The following is a 16,627-nucleotide window of genomic DNA, read 5'->3' as shown; positions in this document are numbered from 1 at the left end:
AGCACACCCCGCACACCCCGCCCCGGACCGCGACGCGCACCCCGACCCGCAGCCCGAACCGCAGTCCCCACCCCGTACATCCCCGCACCGAAGGACGCCCCCTGCCATGACGAGCACCCCCGACTCCCGCCTGCGCACCTTCGGCTCCCGCACCGCGGGCCCCGGCCGCCCCGTCTACGTCGTCGGCGAGATCGGCATCAACCACAACGGCGACCTCGGCAACGCCTTCGCCCTCATCGACGCCGCCGCCGAAGCCGGCTGCGACGCCGTGAAGTTCCAGAAGCGCACCCCGGAGATCTGCACCCCGCGCGACCAGTGGGACATCGAACGCGACACCCCCTGGGGTCGGATGACCTACATCGACTACCGCCACAAGGTCGAGTTCGGCGAGGACGAGTACCGCGCCATCGACGACCACTGCGCCAAGCGCGGCATCGACTGGTTCGCCTCCCCCTGGGACACCGAGGCCGTCGCCTTCCTGGAGAAGTTCGACGTCCCCGCCCACAAGGTGGCCTCCGCCTCCCTCACCGACGACGAGCTGCTGCGCGCCCTGCGCGCCACCGGCCGCACCGTCGTGCTGTCCACCGGCATGTCCACCCCGCAGCAGATCCGCCACGCGGTGGAGGTGCTCGGCAGCGCCAACATCCTTCTCTGTCACGCCACTTCGACCTACCCGGCGAAGGCCGAGGAGCTCAACCTGCGGGTGATCAACACCCTTCGCGAGGAGTACCCGAACGTCCCGATCGGCTACTCCGGCCACGAGACGGGCCTGCAGACCACCCTCGCGGCCGTCGCCCTCGGCGCCACCTTCGTCGAGCGCCACATCACCCTCGACCGCGCCATGTGGGGCTCCGACCAGGCCGCCTCCGTCGAGCCCGGCGGCCTCACCCGCCTGGTCCGCGACATCCGCACCATCGAGACCGCCCTCGGCGACGGGGTCAAGCGCGTCTACGAGTCCGAGCTCGGCCCCATGAAGAAGCTCCGCCGCGTCCGGGGCGAACTGGCCGCCGTCTGACCCCAGGCGCGTACGAGATCCGTCCCCCGACAAGGAGTACGTGGTGACCCCCTCCACCCTCGCGTTCGTCGAGAGTCCGGTCCAGCTCCTGAACGTGCTGGAGTGGGCGTACGCGCACCCCGGTGTCCAGCCGCAGCTGGACGGCGTACCTCGCCAGCGGGGGCGCCGGTCCGGCGGCGCGGACCTGCCCGCGCCCGCCCCCCGGCCGGCGGACGCCGCGCCCTGGCTACGGATCGTCGTCCTGCCGCCCACCGACCCGATGTCCCGCGGCCAGCTGCGCCGGGTGGCCGCACTGGCGCGGGACGAGGGGCACGAGGTCCGGTGGCAGGAGGCGCGCGGCAGCCGGTTCGCGCCGCTGAAGGCGTTGGCCGCGCTGGCCCGCGACGTGCGCGCCGCGCGCACGGTCGTCGTCGGCGACCCCTTCTCGCGCTACGTCCAGCTGCTGCTCACCCTGGTGCGCGCCGAGGAACTGGTGGTGGTCGACGACGGCACCGCCACCATGGAGTTCATGGCCCAGACCGCCCGCGGCGAACGCCTCGTACGGTGGCACCGGATCGGCGGTGGTGGACTGCCCGGCCGGATCCGCGAGCTGGCGTACGCGCCCGTCTCGGCGACCGCCCGCCGCCGCTTCACCCCGGCCGCGCACCGCGGCCACCGCGTCGAGGTGTTCAGCTCGATGCCCGTCACCGCCCACGGCGGGATGACACTGCGGGTCAACGACTTCGCCTGGACCCGCGCCCGGTTCGGCCCGCCCCGGCTGACCAGGGGCACCGACCTGGTCGGCACCTCGCTCGTGGAGACCGGGGTGGTGGATCCGGACCGCTATGTGGACGCGGTGCGCGCCCTGACCCTGGAGCACGGCGCCACCCGCTACTTCGCCCACCGCCGCGAGTCCCCGGAGAAGCTGCGCGCGCTGAGCCGGGCGACCGGGCTGGAGATCGTCCGCCCGGACCTGCCGCTGGAGCTGATCGCCCGGCGCGGTCCCGTCGGCCGGACGATCGTCAGCTTTCCGTCCACCGTCGTCCACACGCTGCCGTACGCACTGACCGGTACCGGTGTCACGGTGGCCGTATGCGATGTGGACCCCGCCTGGCTCACCGGGTCCGCCTCCCCGCGCGCCCGCAGCTTCCTCGCCGGCGTCACGGACACCGCGCGTGATGTGCGCAGACTGCCTGCCCAGGCGGCTCCCACGGCCTGATGAGCGCGCGAGTTTACCCCCGGGCGCATCCGGTCATGCGTCCAAAGGTCGGGTTTCTTTCCCCTAACGGCATGAACTTTTCGTGATCCCCGGCCAGTTGACCCGTCCGTGGGCCTACCCTTCAACGGGTGAACCAGTTGATGTCCCGCGAGTCCCAGACCGCCCAGCCCGCCGCGTCCGACCGGCCCGAGCTGCCCGGCAAGCTTCCGGACCACCTGCGTACCGAACTGATCGCCTTCCGCCGGGACTTGCACATGCACCCGGAGCTCGGACACCAGGAATTCCGTACCACCGCGGCGATCAAGGCCCGGTTGGAGAAAGCCGGCCTGCGACCACGGGTGCTGAAGTCCGGCACGGGCCTGATCTGTGACGTCGGCACCTGGGACGGGGGCCGGCCGATGCTGGCCCTGCGCGCGGACATCGACGCCCTGCCCATCCCGGACGCCAAGACGCACGTCCCGTACCGCTCGACCTTCCCGGACCGCGCCCACGCCTGCGGCCACGACGTCCACACCGCCGTGGTCCTCGGCGCCGGCCTGGTCCTCGCCGAGCTCGACCGGCAGGGGCTGCTGCCCCGCCCGGTGCGGCTGCTCTTCCAGCCCGCCGAGGAGGTGCTCCCGGGCGGGGCCACCGAGGCCATCGACTCCGGGGTCCTGGACGGCGTCGGCCGGATCGTCGCCGTGCACTGCGACCCCCGGGTCGACGCGGGGCGCATCGGGCTGCGGGCCGGCCCCATCACCTCCGCCTGCGACCGGCTGGAGGTCACCCTCTCCGGCCCCGGCGGACACACCGCCCGGCCGCACCTGACCACCGACCTGGTGACCGCCGCCGCCCGGGTGGCCGTCGACGCCCCGGCCCTGCTGGCCCGCCGGATGGACGCCCGCTCGGGTATGTCCGTCACCTGGGGTCGGATCGAGGCCGGGCACGCCTGCAACGTCATCCCGATGCACGCCGAGCTCTCGGGAACCGTGCGCTGCCTGGACCTGAACGCCTGGCACGAGGCACCCGACATGATCCACGCGGCGATCGACGAGATCGCGACCATGCACGGGGCCAAGTTCGAGATCAACCACGTGCGCGGGGTGCCGCCGGTGGTCAACGACCCGGTGATCACCGAGCTGCTGCGCGAGGCGATGGGGGTCCGCTGCGGAGCGGAGTCGGTCGAGGACACCGAGCAGAGCCTGGGCGGGGAGGACTTCTCCTGGTACCTGGAGCACGTGCCGGGCGCGATGGCCCGCCTGGGGGTGCGTACACCCGGCGACAGCGCCAAGCGTGACCTGCACCGGGGCGACTTCGACGTGGACGAGTCCGCGATCGGCGTCGGCGTGGAGTTCTTCACGGCCGCCGCGATGATCGACGGGCTCCGCGCGGTGGCCCCGAGGTAGCCGGCGGCCGAAACTCCTTACAACATCCGCGGGACTCCCGGCGGGCGTGTCCAGCCCTTGGTACGCAAGGGTTGGACATGTAAGGAGTCACCAATCGGTCACTGTCCGGTTCACGACGATCCGATAACGACTCATGAACGGGCCTTTAACTGACATCTACGCGCGTTACGATCGCCGCGAAACCAGCGCCGGTCGTGGCGCTTCGGTCAGGTTTTTAAGGAGCCTCCCCTTGCGCCGGATCACCAGGATCGCCACCGTGGGCATCGCGTCCGCGGCGCTGGCCCTCTCGGCCACCGCCTGTGGCGGAAAGAAGTCGTCGGACGCCGCCGCCTCCCCCTCGGAGTCGGGCAAGAAGTCCGCCGCCATCGCGTACGACATCGGTGGCCGTGGCGACCAGTCGTTCAACGACGCCGCCTACGCCGGTCTGAAGAAGGCCGAGACGGACCTCAAGATCAACACCGCCGAGGCGGAGCCCACCGACGGTGAGGGCGAGGCCGACAAGGTCCAGCGCCTCACCGAGCTGGCCCGCAAGGGCAACAACCCGGTCATCGGCGTCGGTTTCGCCTACGCCCCGGCCATCAAGAAGGTCGCGCCGAAGTTCCCGAACACCACGTTCGGCATCATCGACGACACCTCGGTGACCGGCCCGAACGTCGCCAACATGGTCTTCAACGAGGAGCAGGGCTCCTACCTGGCCGGCGTCGCCGCCGCCAAGGCGTCCAAGACCGGCACGGTCGGCTTCATCGGCGGTGTCGAGGTCCCGCTGATCAAGAAGTTCGAGGCGGGCTTCACCCAGGGCGTCAAGGACACCAACCCGAACGCCAAGGTGCTCTCCGCGTACCTGACCCAGCCGCCGAACTTCGACGGCTTCTCCAAGCCGGACCTGGGCAAGGCCGCCGCGCAGGGTCAGCTCGACGCCGGTGGCGCCGACGTCATCTACGCCGCCGCGGGTCTGGCCGGCTCCGGTGCCATCGAGGCCGCTTCCGCCAAGGGCAAGTGGGCCATCGGTGTCGACTCCGACCAGTACAACCAGGCCGGCCTGGCGAAGTACAAGGACTCGATCCTGACCTCGGTCACCAAGGACGTCGAGGACTCGGTCTTCAACCTGATCAAGTCGGTCGAGGACGGCAAGCCGACCACCGGTGAGATCCGCTACGGCCTGGACAAGGACGGCGTCGGCCTGGCCGACTCCAACCCGAAGTACAAGGAGATGGCTGACGTCGTCGCCGCGGTGGAGAAGGCCAAGGCCGACATCATCGCCAAGAAGATCATCGTCAAGACCCAGCCGTAAGGCCGTTCCTGACATGTAGTCCTGGTCTCCGGGGTCCGGGAAGCGGTCGACATCGCTCCCGGGCCCCGAGCCACGTTCTGTGATCATTATTCTGTGACCACGTGGCCTGCCTGGCCGCAAGTTTTCACTTCCGACAGTGCTACGCGCGTAGAAGCATCGTGGACGCGATACTTTCACTCCCCGCCCTGTCCCCCCTGCCTTCCGCTCCTTCCGCGCCAAGGAGAGTGCGTCATCAACGCGTCCAGCCCGCCCCTCGCCGTAGAACTGCACGGCATCACAAAGCGCTTCCCCGGCGTCATCGCCAACAAGGACATCGCGATCAGCGTCCGCAAGGGCACGGTCCATGCCTTGATCGGTGAGAACGGCGCCGGCAAGTCGACCCTGATGAAGATCCTCTACGGCATGCAGAAGCCGGACGAGGGCACCATCGCCATCGACGGGGAGCAGGTCTCCTTCAACACTCCCGGCGACGCCATCGCCCGCGGCATCGGCATGGTGCACCAGCACTTCATGCTCGCCGACAACCTCACCGTCCTGGAGAACGTGGTTCTCGGCGGCGAGAAGTTGTACGGCATCGGCGCCAAGGCCCGTAAGAAGATCAAGGAGATCTCGGACGCGTACGGCCTCGGCGTGCGTTCCGACGCCCTCGTCGAGGACCTCGGTGTCGCCGACCGGCAGCGCGTGGAGATCCTCAAGGTCCTCTACCGCGGCGCGAAGATCCTCATCCTCGACGAGCCGACCGCCGTGCTCGTGCCGCAGGAGGTGGACGCACTCTTCGACAACCTGCGCGAGCTCAAGTCCGAGGGCCTGACCGTCATCTTCATCTCGCACAAGCTCGGCGAGGTCCTGAAGGTCGCCGACGACATCACCGTCATCCGGCGCGGCACCACGGTCGGCACCGCCGACCCGAAGACCGCCACCCCCAAGCAGCTCGCCGAGCTGATGGTCGGTGCCGAGCTGCCGTCGCCGGAGACCCGCGAGTCGACCGTCACGGACGTTCCGATGTTGAAGGTCGAGGGCCTGACCGTCCTCGAGACCGGAGTCGTCGCTCTCGCCCCCGAGGCCTCGGCGCGCTTCGTCATGCCGACGGACTCCTACGTGCACGAGGGCGCGGAGGTCGGCCGCCGGCTGCTCGACGACATCAGCCTCACCATCCACAAGGGCGAGATCCTCGGCATCGCCGGTGTCGAGGGCAACGGTCAGACGGAACTGATCGAGGCCCTCATGGGCATGATCCACCCCGCTACGGGCGTGATCACCCTCGACGGCGCCGACATCACCAAGACCTCGGTGCGCAAGCGCCGCGAGGGCGGCATCGGTTACATCCCCGAGGACCGCCACCGCCACGGCCTGCTGCTGGAGTCCCCGCTCTGGGAGAACCGGATCCTCGGCCACGTCACCGAGGCGCCCAACTCCAAGAAGGGCATCCTCGACCCGAAGGCGGCCCGCAAGGACACCGAGCGGATCGTGCGCGAGTACGACGTCCGCACGCCCGGCATCGACGTCACCGCGGCCTCGCTCTCCGGCGGCAACCAGCAGAAGCTGATCGTCGGCCGCGAGATGAGCCACAACCCGAAGTTCCTCATCGCCGCCCACCCCACCCGTGGTGTGGACGTCGGCGCGCAGGCGCAGATCTGGGACGCGATCCGCGAGGCCCGTCGTGAGGGCCTGGCCGTGCTGCTGATCTCCGCCGACCTGGACGAGCTCATCGGCCTGTCCGACACCCTGCGCGTGATCTACCGCGGCCGCCTGGTCGCGGACGCCGACCCCGCGACCGTCACCCCCGAGGAGCTCGGTACCGCCATGACGGGCGCCGCTTCGGGGCACCTGGAAGCAACCGACAACCACTCCGCCGCTGCCGACGGTGACACGACGGAGGACGAGGCCCGATGAAGACATTCGACAAGGACCGGCTGATGCTCGCCATCGCCGGCCCCCTGCTCGCCCTGGTCAGCGCCTTCGCGCTGACCATGATCGTGCTGGCGGCGACGGGCATCAACCCGATCGAGCCGCTGCGCATCATGGTCGAGAACGGTGGCTACGAGGACATCCAGGTCCTCATCGTCAACCAGGCCGGCACGTACTACCTGGCAGCCCTGGCCGTCGCCATCGGCTTCCGGATGAACCTCTTCAACATCGGCGTCGACGGCCAGTACCGCCTCGCCGCGATGATCTCCGCCGTGGTCGGTGGCGCCATCGCGCTGCCCGGCCCGCTGCACATCCTGCTGATCGTGCTCGTCGCGATGCTGACGGGCGCCGCCTGGGCCGGTATCGCGGGCGTCCTCAAGGCCAAGCGCGGGGTCAGCGAGGTCGTCTCGACGATCATGCTGAACGCCATCGCGACCAGCCTCATCGCCTGGCTGCTCCTGCCGAAGAACCTCGGTGTCCAGGTCGAGGGGTCCAACGACCTCACCACCGGTGAGATCGCCCAGTCCGGCTGGTTCCCGGCGCTCTCCCTCGGCGACTCGGGCGAGATCTACGGCTTCACCTTCGTGGCCTTCGCCCTCGGCGTCGTCTACTGGTTCGTGCTCAACCGCACCCGCTTCGGCTTCGACCTGCGCGCCAGCGGCGCGAGCGAGTCCGCCGCCGCGGCCTCCGGTGTCGACTCCAAGAAGATGATCATCACCGCGATGCTCATCTCCGGTGCCGTCGCGGGTCTGTCCGGCATGCCGGTGCTGCTCGGTGAGAGCCACACGTACACCCTCGTCTTCCCCGTGGGTGTCGGCTTCACCGGCATCACCATCGCCCTGCTCGGCCGTAACAGCCCCATCGGCATCTTCTTCGCCGCCCTCCTGATGGCCTTCATCGACAAGGCGTCCGCCGGCCTCGACACGGCCGGCTACGCCAAGGAGATCGGCACGATCATGAAGGGCCTGATCGTGATCGCCGTGGTCGTCTCCTACGAGCTGATCCGCCGCTACGGCATCCGCCGCCAGCAGCAGAAGGTCGGCGAGGAACTGGCCGCGGGCCACGCCATGAAGACCGAGAAGGAGGTCGCGGCGTGAGCGCCAGCACCGTCTCCACGAAGAAAGCGGCGACCGCTCCGGGCGCGCGCAAGAAGCTCACCCTTCCCTGGATCCTGCTGATCGTCGCGGGCAGCCTCGCGCTCGTCTCGCTGGTCCGCCTGATCTCCGGGGCCAACGACCTGACCTCCGTCGGCCAGGTCTCCGGCGCCCTCTCCCTCGCCGTGCCGATCGGCCTCGCCGGCCTCGGTGGTCTGTGGGCCGAGCGTGCGGGCGTCGTCAACATCGGCCTCGAAGGCATGATGATCCTCGGCACCTGGTTCGGTGCCTGGGCCGGCTACCAGTGGGGCCCGTGGACCGGTGTGCTCGTCGGCATCGCCGGCGGCGCCGTCGGCGGCCTGCTGCACGCGATCATCACGGTCACCTTCAACGTCAACCACATCGTCTCCGGTGTGGCCATCAACATCCTGGCGCTCGGCTTCACGCAGTACCTGTCGAACTTCACGTTCGCCGAGGCCCCGGGCGGCTCCTCCAAGCAGTCCCCGCAGGTCGAGCCGATCGCCAAGATCACCATTCCTGGCCTGTCGGACTGGATGGCCGACCTCCAGGGCAAGCACTGGTTCTTCATCTCGGACCTCGCCGGCGTCATCGGCGGTCTGGTCACCGAGATCTCGCTGCTGACCATCGTGGCCCTGCTGCTGATCCCCGCCACCTGGTGGGTGCTGTGGCGCACCTCCTTCGGCCTGCGCCTGCGTTCCTGCGGTGAGAACCCGATCGCCGCCGAGTCGCTCGGCGTCAACGTCTACAAGTACAAGTACATCGCCGTGATCGTCTCGGGCGCCCTCGCGGGCCTCGGTGGCGTGTACCTGTCCGAGGTCGCCAGCCCCATCTACCAGGAGGGCCAGACCGGTGGCCGCGGCTACATCGGTCTCGCCGCGATGATCTTCGGTAACTGGATGCCGGGCGGCATGGCGATGGGCGCGGGCCTGTTCGGCTTCATCGACAGCCTCAAGCTGCGCGGTGGCGCCGAGAACGTCCACGCGATGCTGCTGCTGATCGCGATCCTGCTGGTGCTCGTCTGCGTCTGGCAGCTGTACAAGAAGAAGTACATCCAGGCCGGCGTCGCGGCGGTCTTCGCCGCGCTGCTGTTCGTCTGGTACGCGACGACCGACTCGGTGCCGAGCCAGTTCGTGGACGCCGCTCCGTACCTGACCACGCTGCTCGTGCTCGCCCTGTCGGCGCAGCGCCTGCGGATGCCCAAGGCGGACGGCATGCCGTACCGCAAGGGTCAGGGCAAGTGACCTCGGACCGGACGGTGGACTGGGAAGCCCTGCGGACGCACGCCCGGGAAGCGATGACCCGGGCGTACGCCCCGTACTCGGGCTTCCCGGTCGGGGTCGCCGCCCTGGTGGACGACGGCCGCGTCGTGACCGGCTGCAACGTGGAGAACGCCAGCTACGGGCTGGGCCTGTGCGCCGAGTGCGGACTGGTCTCCTCCCTCCACGCCACCGGCGGAGGCCGCCTGACGCACTTCACGTGCGTGGACGGCAAGGGCGAGATCCTCGTTCCGTGCGGCCGCTGCCGCCAGCTGCTGTACGAATTCGGAGGCGACGAGCTGCTGGTGGAGACCCCGGACGGGGTCCTCCCGCTGGCGGCGATGCTGCCGCAGGCCTTCGGGCCCGACCACCTGAGATAGCCGTGCCGACGGCCCTTCGCCCCTGCCGGGGCGGAGGGCCGTCGTACTTCCGTTCCTGAACCCCTCATCTCCCCCTCTCTATGCGCGTAGAAGGAAGCACCTCATGGACGTCATCTCCGTCATCCGGACCAAGCGGGACCGCGGTGAACTGAGCCCCGAGCAGATCGACTGGGTCATCGACGCGTACACCCGCGGTGTCGTGGCCGACGAGCAGATGTCCGCGCTGGCGATGGCCATCCTGCTCAACGGCATGAACCGGACCGAGATCGCCCGCTGGACCGCGGCGATGATCGCTTCCGGCGAGCGGATGAACTTCGACTCCCTCTCCCGCCCGACCGCCGACAAGCACTCCACCGGCGGCGTCGGCGACAAGATCACCCTCCCGCTCGCCCCGCTCGTCGCCGCGTGCGGCGCGGCCGTGCCCCAGCTGTCCGGCCGCGGCCTCGGTCACACCGGTGGCACCCTCGACAAGCTGGAGTCCATCCCCGGCTGGCGCGCGCTGCTCTCCAACGAGGAGATGCTGCACGTCCTGGACACCACCGGCGCGGTCATCTGCGCGGCCGGCGACGGCCTGGCCCCGGCGGACAAGAAGCTCTACGCGCTGCGCGACGTCACCGGCACCGTCGAGGCCATCCCGCTGATCGCCTCCTCGATCATGTCGAAGAAGATCGCCGAGGGTACCGGCTCGCTCGTGCTGGACGTCAAGGTCGGCACCGGCGCCTTCATGAAGAACATCGAGGACGCCCGCGAGCTGGCCCGCACCATGGTGGGTCTCGGTACCGACTCGGGCGTCAGGACCGTCGCGCTCCTCACCGACATGTCCACCCCGCTCGGCCTGACCGCCGGCAACGCCCTCGAAGTCCGCGAGTCGGTCGAGGTCCTCGCCGGCGGCGGCCCGGCCGACGTGGTCGAGCTGACCATCGCGCTGGCCAAGGAGATGCTGGACGCGGCGGGCATCAAGGACGCCGACCCGGCCAAGGCGCTGGCCGACGGCTCCGCGATGGACCACTGGCGCCGGATGATCGCGGCCCAGGGCGGCGACCCGGACGCGACCCTCCCGGTCGCCCGCGAGCAGCACGTGGTCACCGCCCCCGAGTCGGGCGTCCTGACCCGCCTGGACGCGTACGGGGTCGGCGTCGCCGCCTGGCGCCTGGGCGCCGGCCGCGCGCGCAAGGAGGACCCGGTGCAGGCGGGCGCGGGCGTCGAGCTCCACGCGAAGCCGGGCGACACGGTGACGGCGGGCCAGCCGCTGATGACCCTGCACACGGACACCCCGGAGAAGTTCGACTACGCCCTCGCCTCCCTGGCGGGCACGTACGACATCGCCCCGGCGGGCACGGCCTTCTCCGCCACGCCGATCGTCCTGGACCGCATCGCCTGACCTGCGGATTCCCTTTCGGATGAACGGGACCGGTGGACCCCCACCGGTCCCGTTCGGCATGCTGGGATCGGTGACGAACCGAATGAGGAGCACACCATGAGCGCACTCACCGTCCAGCAGGAGCCGCGGGGCGGCGACAGCTGGGAGGGCCTCGTCCGCCTCTGGGAGGAGACGGACTGGCCCGAGGGCTGCAAGGTGGAGATCATCGAGGGGATCGTCACCGTGGCACCACCACCCGTCAACGACCACAACTTGATCGCTGAGGCGGTGCAACGCCGCCTGTACACGGTCATCGCCGCCGATTGGGGCATCCACCAGACCCTCAATGTGGCCGTCCCGAGCCGTAGCGGTCTCTACATCCCGGACCTCGTGGTCGTGCCGAGGGAGAAGGTTCCGGAAGGGGAGAAGTTCGTTCCCGCGGCTGCGGCCGAGCTGGTCGTCGAGGTGACGTCGAAGTCGACCGCCGTCAACGACCGCGTGTCCAAGCTGAACGGGTACGCCGCTGCGGGTGTCCCGCTCTACCTGCTCATCGACCCGCACGCGACGGGCAGCCCCACCATCCACCTGTACGGCGAGCCCAGCGACGGCAAGTACCGCGTTCTGCACGCGGGCAAGTTCGGTGAGGCCGTCCACCTTCCCGAGCCGTTCGACCTCGTCATCGACACCTTCGGCTTCCCCCGCCCCTGACCGCGGAGCCGCGGCCGGGCCTCGTGGATCGCGCATTGTGCGCCGCCGCCGATGACTTCCAGGGGGCCGGAGAGTCTCCCTCTCGTGGAGATCCATCGACTCGTGCTGCCCGGTCCCGGACCGGCCGCCCCGCAGGACGCCGCGCTGCTGTGCGCACGGCTGGCCCGGCTCTACGACGGCGGGGCGGGGGCGGTGGTCTGCGACGCCGCCGCGGTGACCGCGCCCGGGCTCGGCGACGTACAGGTGCTGGCCCGGCTGCGGCTGGCCGCCCGGGGGCGGCCGCTGCGGGTGACCGGGGCCGCGCCCGCGCTGCGGGCCCTACTGGACCTCGTAGGCCTCGTCGAGCTCCTCGGGGAGGCCGAACAGCGGGAACCACCGCGCGGTGTCCAGGAAGGCGTTGAGCCCGACGATCCGGCCGTCTGAGATCTCCAGCACCTGGAGCGCCCACGGGGTGTGGCCCGGTCGTCCGTCCTCGCGCGGCCGGTACTGACCGAAGGCGGGCAGGCCGTTCGCCGTCGTCGGGATCAGTCGGGAGCCCTTGCAGCCGATGCCCTGGTTCAGGTGCCAGGCCGCGATGTCCTCCTGGCCCTGGAGCCACAGGTCGAACGGCGGCATCGAGAGGACCGCGTCCTCGTGGAGGAGGGTCGTGAGCCGCGAGATGTCGTAGGCCTCGAAGGCGGAGAGGTACTGCTCCAGCAGCTTCGCCTGGTCCGCGTCGAGCGGATCCGCAGGGTCGCTGTCGCGCAGCGACTGCCCGGCGAGGGTGGCCCGTGCCCGCTGGAGGGCGCTGTTCACCGAGGCCGTCGTGGTCTCCAGGAGCTGGGCCACCTCGTCGGCCTTCCAGGCCAGCACCTCGCGCAGGATGAGCACCGCCCGCTGCTTCGCCGGCAGGTGCTGGAGCGCCGCGACGAAGGCCAGCCGGACGGACTCCTTCGCCAGCGCCATCTCCGCCGGGTCGGCGGTCTGCGGCAGCACCCGGCCGTCCGGGACCGGCTCCAGCCAGGTCACCTCGGGGCGCTCGTTGAGCACGGCGGAGGCCTGGTGCTGCGGGGCGGTCAGGTCCATCGGGCGGGCCCGCTTGTTGCCCGCGTTCAGCAGGTCCAGGCAGACGTTGGTGGCGATCCGGTACAGCCACGACCGCAGCGAGGAGCGGCCCTCGAACTTCTCGTAGCTGCGCCAGGCGCGGACGTACGTGTCCTGCACCGCGTCCTCGGCGTCGAAGGACGAGCCGAGCATCCGGTAGCAGTAGCCGGTGAGCTCGACCCGGTACCGCTCCATGGCCGTGTCGAGGTCCATTTCGGTGGTGGCGAGATCACTCATGTCCGTCCGTCCCCCAGGTCGTTCCGCTACTTCGGAACCTACCGGAGGGGTCTGACAACGGCAGCCGGAAGCCCGAGACGCGCCCATCGGAGCCCATATATGTCGTCATCAAGTTTCTTGACGTCAAGATTGATTTCCGGCAGGCTTCCGTCATGTATCTCGACGTCGAGATACATGGGCGGTGGGCGCGGTCGACACGGGGGGCTGGGATGCGGCGCGGCGGGGAGATCCGGAAGTCACAGCAGGGGGACGGCGGTCTGTTGGCGCAACTGCGCCGGCCACCCGGCGGCCGTGACGCGCGGATCATGCTGCTCACCCAGGCCCTGGACCGGGCCGGCACCGGCGTGTGGGCCGCGTCCTCCGTCCTCTACTTCACCTTCGTCGTCGGCCTCGACGCCGGACGGCTGGGCCTGCTGCTGGGCGCGGCCGGGGTGGCGGGCATCGCCGGATCCCCGTTGGCCGGCCATCTCGCCGACCGCTTCCAGGTCCGCACCCTGCTGATCGGCTGCCACCTGATCCGCCTCGTGGCCCTCTGCGTGCTGCTGGTGGTCACCGACTTCGGCCTGCTGCTGCTCCTGTTCGCCGTCACCCACCTGGGAGACCGGGCGGCCAAGACGCTGGAGATGCTCTTCGCCACCCGGGTCGCGGGCGAGCGGCGCTCCACCTACCAGGCGCTGTCGCGCAGTTCGGCCAACGCCGGCTACGCCCTCGGCGCCAGCCTCGCCGCCATCGGTCTCGCCGTCGGCACCCACGGCGCCTACCAGGTGCTGATCCTGGCGAACGCCCTGTCCTTCCTCGTGGCCGCGGCCCTGGTGTGGCGCACCCGGGAGCCGAGCGGCGCCGGGCTCGTGGTCGCCCGGCCCGGGGCCGAGGAAGGCACCCCGGCGGCCGGGGCCGGCCCCTGGAGGGACCGCGGCTACCTGCGGTTCGTCCTGCTCGACATCCCGATGAACCTGGACGACTCGATCCTCGGCGTCGGCGTGCCGCTGTGGCTGGTCGGCCACACCGCCGCCCCGCACGCCCTGATCCCGGCCTTCCTGGTCATCAACACCGTGCTCGTCGTCGTCCTGCAGCTCCGGGTGTCGGCACGGGTCGACGGCCCTCGCCAGGCGGCGGGCGCCGTCGCCCTGTACGGCCTGACGACGCTCGCCTGCTGCGTCTTCCTGGCCGCCGCCCCCGCCGGCGGGGCCTGGGCCGCCTCGCTGATCCTGCTCGCCGCGGCCGTGCTGGCCACCGCGGCGGAGCTGATGCGCTCGGTGAGCTCCTGGGAGCTCGCGGTCTCCCTCGCGCCGCGGCGGGCGCGCGCCTCCTACCTCGGGGTGGCCGGCATGGCCCAGTCCGTCCAGAAGTCCGCGGGCCCGCTGCTGCTCACCGGCGCGGTGATGGCGGCCGGCCCGGTCGGCTGGCTGGCCCTCGGGGCCGGTGTGGCGGGCCTGTCCCTCGTCCAACGCCGCTGCGCCCTGAGCCGGTTGGACCGACTGGCCGCCGCCCCCGCCCCGACACCCGGACCCGCCCCCGCCGAGCCGACCGCCCCCGCCGCCCCCGCCGCCTCCTAGGTCCCGGGCTTGCGTCCGTACACGTAGACGTCCTCGCCCTGCCCCAGCAGGTTCCAGTACGCCTTGGCGTCGGCCGGGCGCATGTTCACGCAGCCGCCCGAACCGGGCGGGTTCCACATGCTCTTGGTGGTCGAGTGGAAGGCGATGCCACCGTCGAAGAACTGCGCGTACGGCATCGAGACGTTGTACAGCGTCGACCAGTGGTCGATGTTGCGGTAGTAGATCTTCTTCAGGCCGGTCCGGGTCTCCGTGCCGTCCTTGCCGGTGCGGACCGGGACGGGCCCGTACGTCAGGGTGGCGCCGTCCTGGATCCAGCTGAGCTGCCGCGTCAGGTCGACGCAGGCGATCCGTCCGCGGTCCACCGGGCAGGCGCCCGCCTTGTTCGGGGTGCTCCCGGCCGCCCGCTGGGCCAGCATCGTGCTCATCGTCTGCCAGGTCAGCGGCCCGGCGTAGCCCTGCGTCGGGGTGATCCCGTGGGTCGCCTGGAAGGAGCGGATCGCCGTGCAGTCGGCCGCCGACTGCTTCCCGTCCACCGGCCGCCCGAGGAACTGCTCGACCTGCCGTTGGTACGGCCCGGTGGTGAGGTTGCAGGAGGCGGCGGCCTGCGCCGCCCCGCCTCCCGTGACCACCACCGGCAGCGCCAGTGCGACCGCCCCGACCAGCACCGCCGCCCGTCGCCCCACGCGCCCGCGTGACGCTCGTGTCCCCGTGTCCGCACCCGTCCCCGTCCCCATCCGGTCCTCCCCTGCTCGTACCGCGTCGTCCTCCGTGTTGAATGCCCGGAAAACAAGCAGGGGTTGCCGCGTCGGGTGTGGAGATTTCGTCAGCGCGCGCCCACGGCCGACGCCGGCATCCGCCGCTCGGCACGCGCCGCGTGCGACCCGTACAGGGTGATCGACACGACGCCGAGCACCGCCAGCAGCGCGATGCCGACCGTGGCCGCCCAACCGGCCCCGTGGTAGGCGAGAGCACCCAGGGTGCCGCCCGCGCTGGAGCCGAGGTAGTACGCCGACTGGTAGAGCGCGGAGGCCTGCGCCCGGCCCGTCTTCGCCGTCCGGCTCACCGCGGCCGAGGCCACCGCGTGCCCCGCGAAGAAGCCCGCCGTGATCAGCACCAGCCCGATCACGATCGCCGCCAGCGAGTCGGACAACGACAGCAGCAGCCCGAGCGCCGTGGTCGTCACGGCCAGGTACAGCGCGCCGCGCCGCCCGGTACGGGCCACCAGCTTGCCCGCGGCGGCCGAGGAGACCGTACCGACCAGGTAGATCAGGAAGATCGACCCGACCACGCCCTGCCCGAGCGAGAACGGCTCGTCCACCAGGCGGTAGCCGATCACGGTGTAGACCGCGCCGAAGACCGTCATGAACAGGGCGCCGATCCCGTACAGGCGCAGTAGCAGCGGATCGCGCAGGTGACCGGCGACGGTACGGCCCACCGCGCGCGGGTTCAGCGACGCCGGGCGGAAGAACCGCGCCCGCGGCAACAGCACCAGGAAGGCCACGGCGCACGCCAGCGCCATCAGGGCGACGGCCAGCAGGCCCGCCCGCCAGCCCCACAGCTGCGCGGCCCAGCCGGTGACGAGCCGGCCGCTCATCCCGCCGATGGAGTTCCCCGCCACGAACAGGCCGATCGCGGCCACCAGCGCCTTGGGCCGGACCTCCTCCGCCAGGTACGCCATCGCGGAGGCCGGGATGCCGGCGATCGCCGCGCCCTGGACGGCGCGCAGCACCACGAGCCACTCCACACTCGGCGCGAACGGCACCAGCAGGGCGACGACGACGGCGATCACCATCGCGTACGTCATCATCCGGGTGCGGCCGAAGCGTTCGGACAGCGCGCTCAGCGGGAGGACGAACAGCGCGAGCGCGCCGGTGGCCGCGGACACCGTCCAGCTGGCCTGGCCCGCCGTCACCCCGAAGCCAGCGGAGATCGCGGGCAACAGCGCCTGGGTGGAGTAGAGGAGGGCGAACGTCGCGAGTCCGGCGGCGAAGAGCGCGAGGCTCATCCGGCGGTAACCGGGGCGGCCGGGGGAGAGGGGCTGCGGTGCGGGGGACGACGAGGTGGAGGCACCCGGGATGACGGGTGCCCCGGTATGAACGGGAGGCATGCTTCGACGGTAGGCCTGTCCATTTCAT

15 protein-coding genes are annotated in these 16,627 nt (G+C 70.8%); 12 read left to right on the top strand and 3 right to left on the bottom strand.

The window, feature by feature from the left end; translation table 11 throughout:
* Window positions 1-106 precede the first annotated feature (106 nt).
* The 11 genes from ACWG52_RS14790 (at window position 107) to ACWG52_RS14740 (ending at window position 12,039) form a co-directional block, all read left to right on the top strand.
* Window positions 107-1,015, top strand: a complete 909-nt coding sequence (locus ACWG52_RS14790; RefSeq protein ID WP_033219779.1) for an N-acetylneuraminate synthase family protein — start codon at window positions 107-109, stop codon at window positions 1,013-1,015.
* A gap of 43 nt (window positions 1,016-1,058) precedes the next feature.
* A complete protein-coding gene (locus tag ACWG52_RS14785; RefSeq protein WP_389807616.1) occupies window positions 1,059-2,213 on the top strand; it encodes a hypothetical protein in 1,155 nt (384 codons plus the stop codon).
* 140 nt (window positions 2,214-2,353) lie between these two features.
* Window positions 2,354-3,598: an amidohydrolase gene (locus ACWG52_RS14780; protein ID WP_389808230.1), complete on the top strand. Its 1,245-nt coding sequence runs from the start codon at window positions 2,354-2,356 to the stop codon at window positions 3,596-3,598.
* 229 nt (window positions 3,599-3,827) lie between these two features.
* A complete protein-coding gene (locus ACWG52_RS14775) occupies window positions 3,828-4,889 on the top strand; it encodes a BMP family lipoprotein (RefSeq protein WP_161291468.1) in 1,062 nt (353 codons plus the stop codon).
* Window positions 4,890-5,120: 231 nt separating this feature from the next.
* Window positions 5,121-6,782 carry an ABC transporter ATP-binding protein gene (locus ACWG52_RS14770; protein ID WP_453129069.1) on the top strand — a complete coding sequence of 554 codons (1,662 nt, stop codon included), beginning with the start codon at window positions 5,121-5,123 and terminating at the stop codon, window positions 6,780-6,782.
* Window positions 6,779-7,894, top strand: coding sequence for an ABC transporter permease (locus ACWG52_RS14765; RefSeq protein WP_371639856.1), 1,116 nt, complete (start codon window positions 6,779-6,781; stop codon window positions 7,892-7,894). The genes ACWG52_RS14770 and ACWG52_RS14765 overlap by 4 nt, the downstream gene beginning before the upstream one ends.
* Window positions 7,891-9,153, top strand: a complete 1,263-nt coding sequence (locus tag ACWG52_RS14760) for an ABC transporter permease (protein ID WP_389807613.1) — start codon at window positions 7,891-7,893, stop codon at window positions 9,151-9,153. The genes ACWG52_RS14765 and ACWG52_RS14760 overlap by 4 nt, the downstream gene beginning before the upstream one ends.
* Window positions 9,150-9,548 (top strand): cytidine deaminase, encoded by a 399-nt coding sequence (locus ACWG52_RS14755; protein ID WP_033219604.1) that lies wholly within the window; start codon window positions 9,150-9,152, stop codon window positions 9,546-9,548. The genes ACWG52_RS14760 and ACWG52_RS14755 overlap by 4 nt, the downstream gene beginning before the upstream one ends.
* Window positions 9,549-9,651: 103 nt before the next feature.
* Window positions 9,652-10,929 carry a thymidine phosphorylase gene (locus ACWG52_RS14750; protein WP_375936472.1) on the top strand — a complete coding sequence of 426 codons (1,278 nt, stop codon included), beginning with the start codon at window positions 9,652-9,654 and terminating at the stop codon, window positions 10,927-10,929.
* Window positions 10,930-11,025: 96 nt separating this feature from the next.
* Window positions 11,026-11,616 carry a Uma2 family endonuclease gene (locus ACWG52_RS14745; protein WP_389807612.1) on the top strand — a complete coding sequence of 197 codons (591 nt, stop codon included), beginning with the start codon at window positions 11,026-11,028 and terminating at the stop codon, window positions 11,614-11,616.
* Window positions 11,617-11,700: 84 nt separating this feature from the next.
* Complete coding sequence (locus ACWG52_RS14740; protein ID WP_266353095.1) at window positions 11,701-12,039, top strand: STAS domain-containing protein; 339 nt, start codon at window positions 11,701-11,703, stop codon at window positions 12,037-12,039.
* On the opposite strand, the gene ACWG52_RS14735 is transcribed toward ACWG52_RS14740, so the two are convergent.
* Complete coding sequence (locus tag ACWG52_RS14735) at window positions 11,935-12,936, bottom strand: sigma-70 family RNA polymerase sigma factor (RefSeq protein WP_033219611.1); 1,002 nt, start codon at window positions 12,934-12,936, stop codon at window positions 11,935-11,937. The genes ACWG52_RS14740 and ACWG52_RS14735 overlap by 105 nt on opposite strands.
* Window positions 12,937-13,241: 305 nt before the next feature.
* Here ACWG52_RS14735 and ACWG52_RS14730 point away from each other — a divergent pair, with 305 nt between their 5' ends.
* On the top strand, window positions 13,242-14,492 hold the full coding sequence (locus ACWG52_RS14730; protein ID WP_453128900.1) for an MFS transporter: 1,251 nt from the start codon (window positions 13,242-13,244) through the stop codon (window positions 14,490-14,492).
* Here the strand turns inward: ACWG52_RS14730 and ACWG52_RS14725 are convergent.
* Together ACWG52_RS14725 and ACWG52_RS14720 are read right to left on the bottom strand one after the other, a co-directional pair.
* A complete protein-coding gene (locus ACWG52_RS14725; protein WP_389807608.1) occupies window positions 14,489-15,226 on the bottom strand; it encodes a L,D-transpeptidase family protein in 738 nt (245 codons plus the stop codon). The two genes, ACWG52_RS14730 and ACWG52_RS14725, sit on opposite strands and share 4 nt — an antisense overlap.
* Window positions 15,227-15,315: 89 nt before the next feature.
* The gene (locus tag ACWG52_RS14720) at window positions 15,316-16,599 is read right to left on the bottom strand and encodes an MFS transporter (RefSeq protein ID WP_389807607.1); all 1,284 of its coding nucleotides are present in this window, start codon (window positions 16,597-16,599) and stop codon (window positions 15,316-15,318) included.
* Between the last annotated feature and the right edge of the window lie 28 nt (window positions 16,600-16,627).

This window comes from Streptomyces sp. CLCI03, from assembly GCF_053615355.1.
Note: the sequence above shows the minus strand (reverse complement) of the source record. Positions and strands in the feature narration are given on the sequence as shown.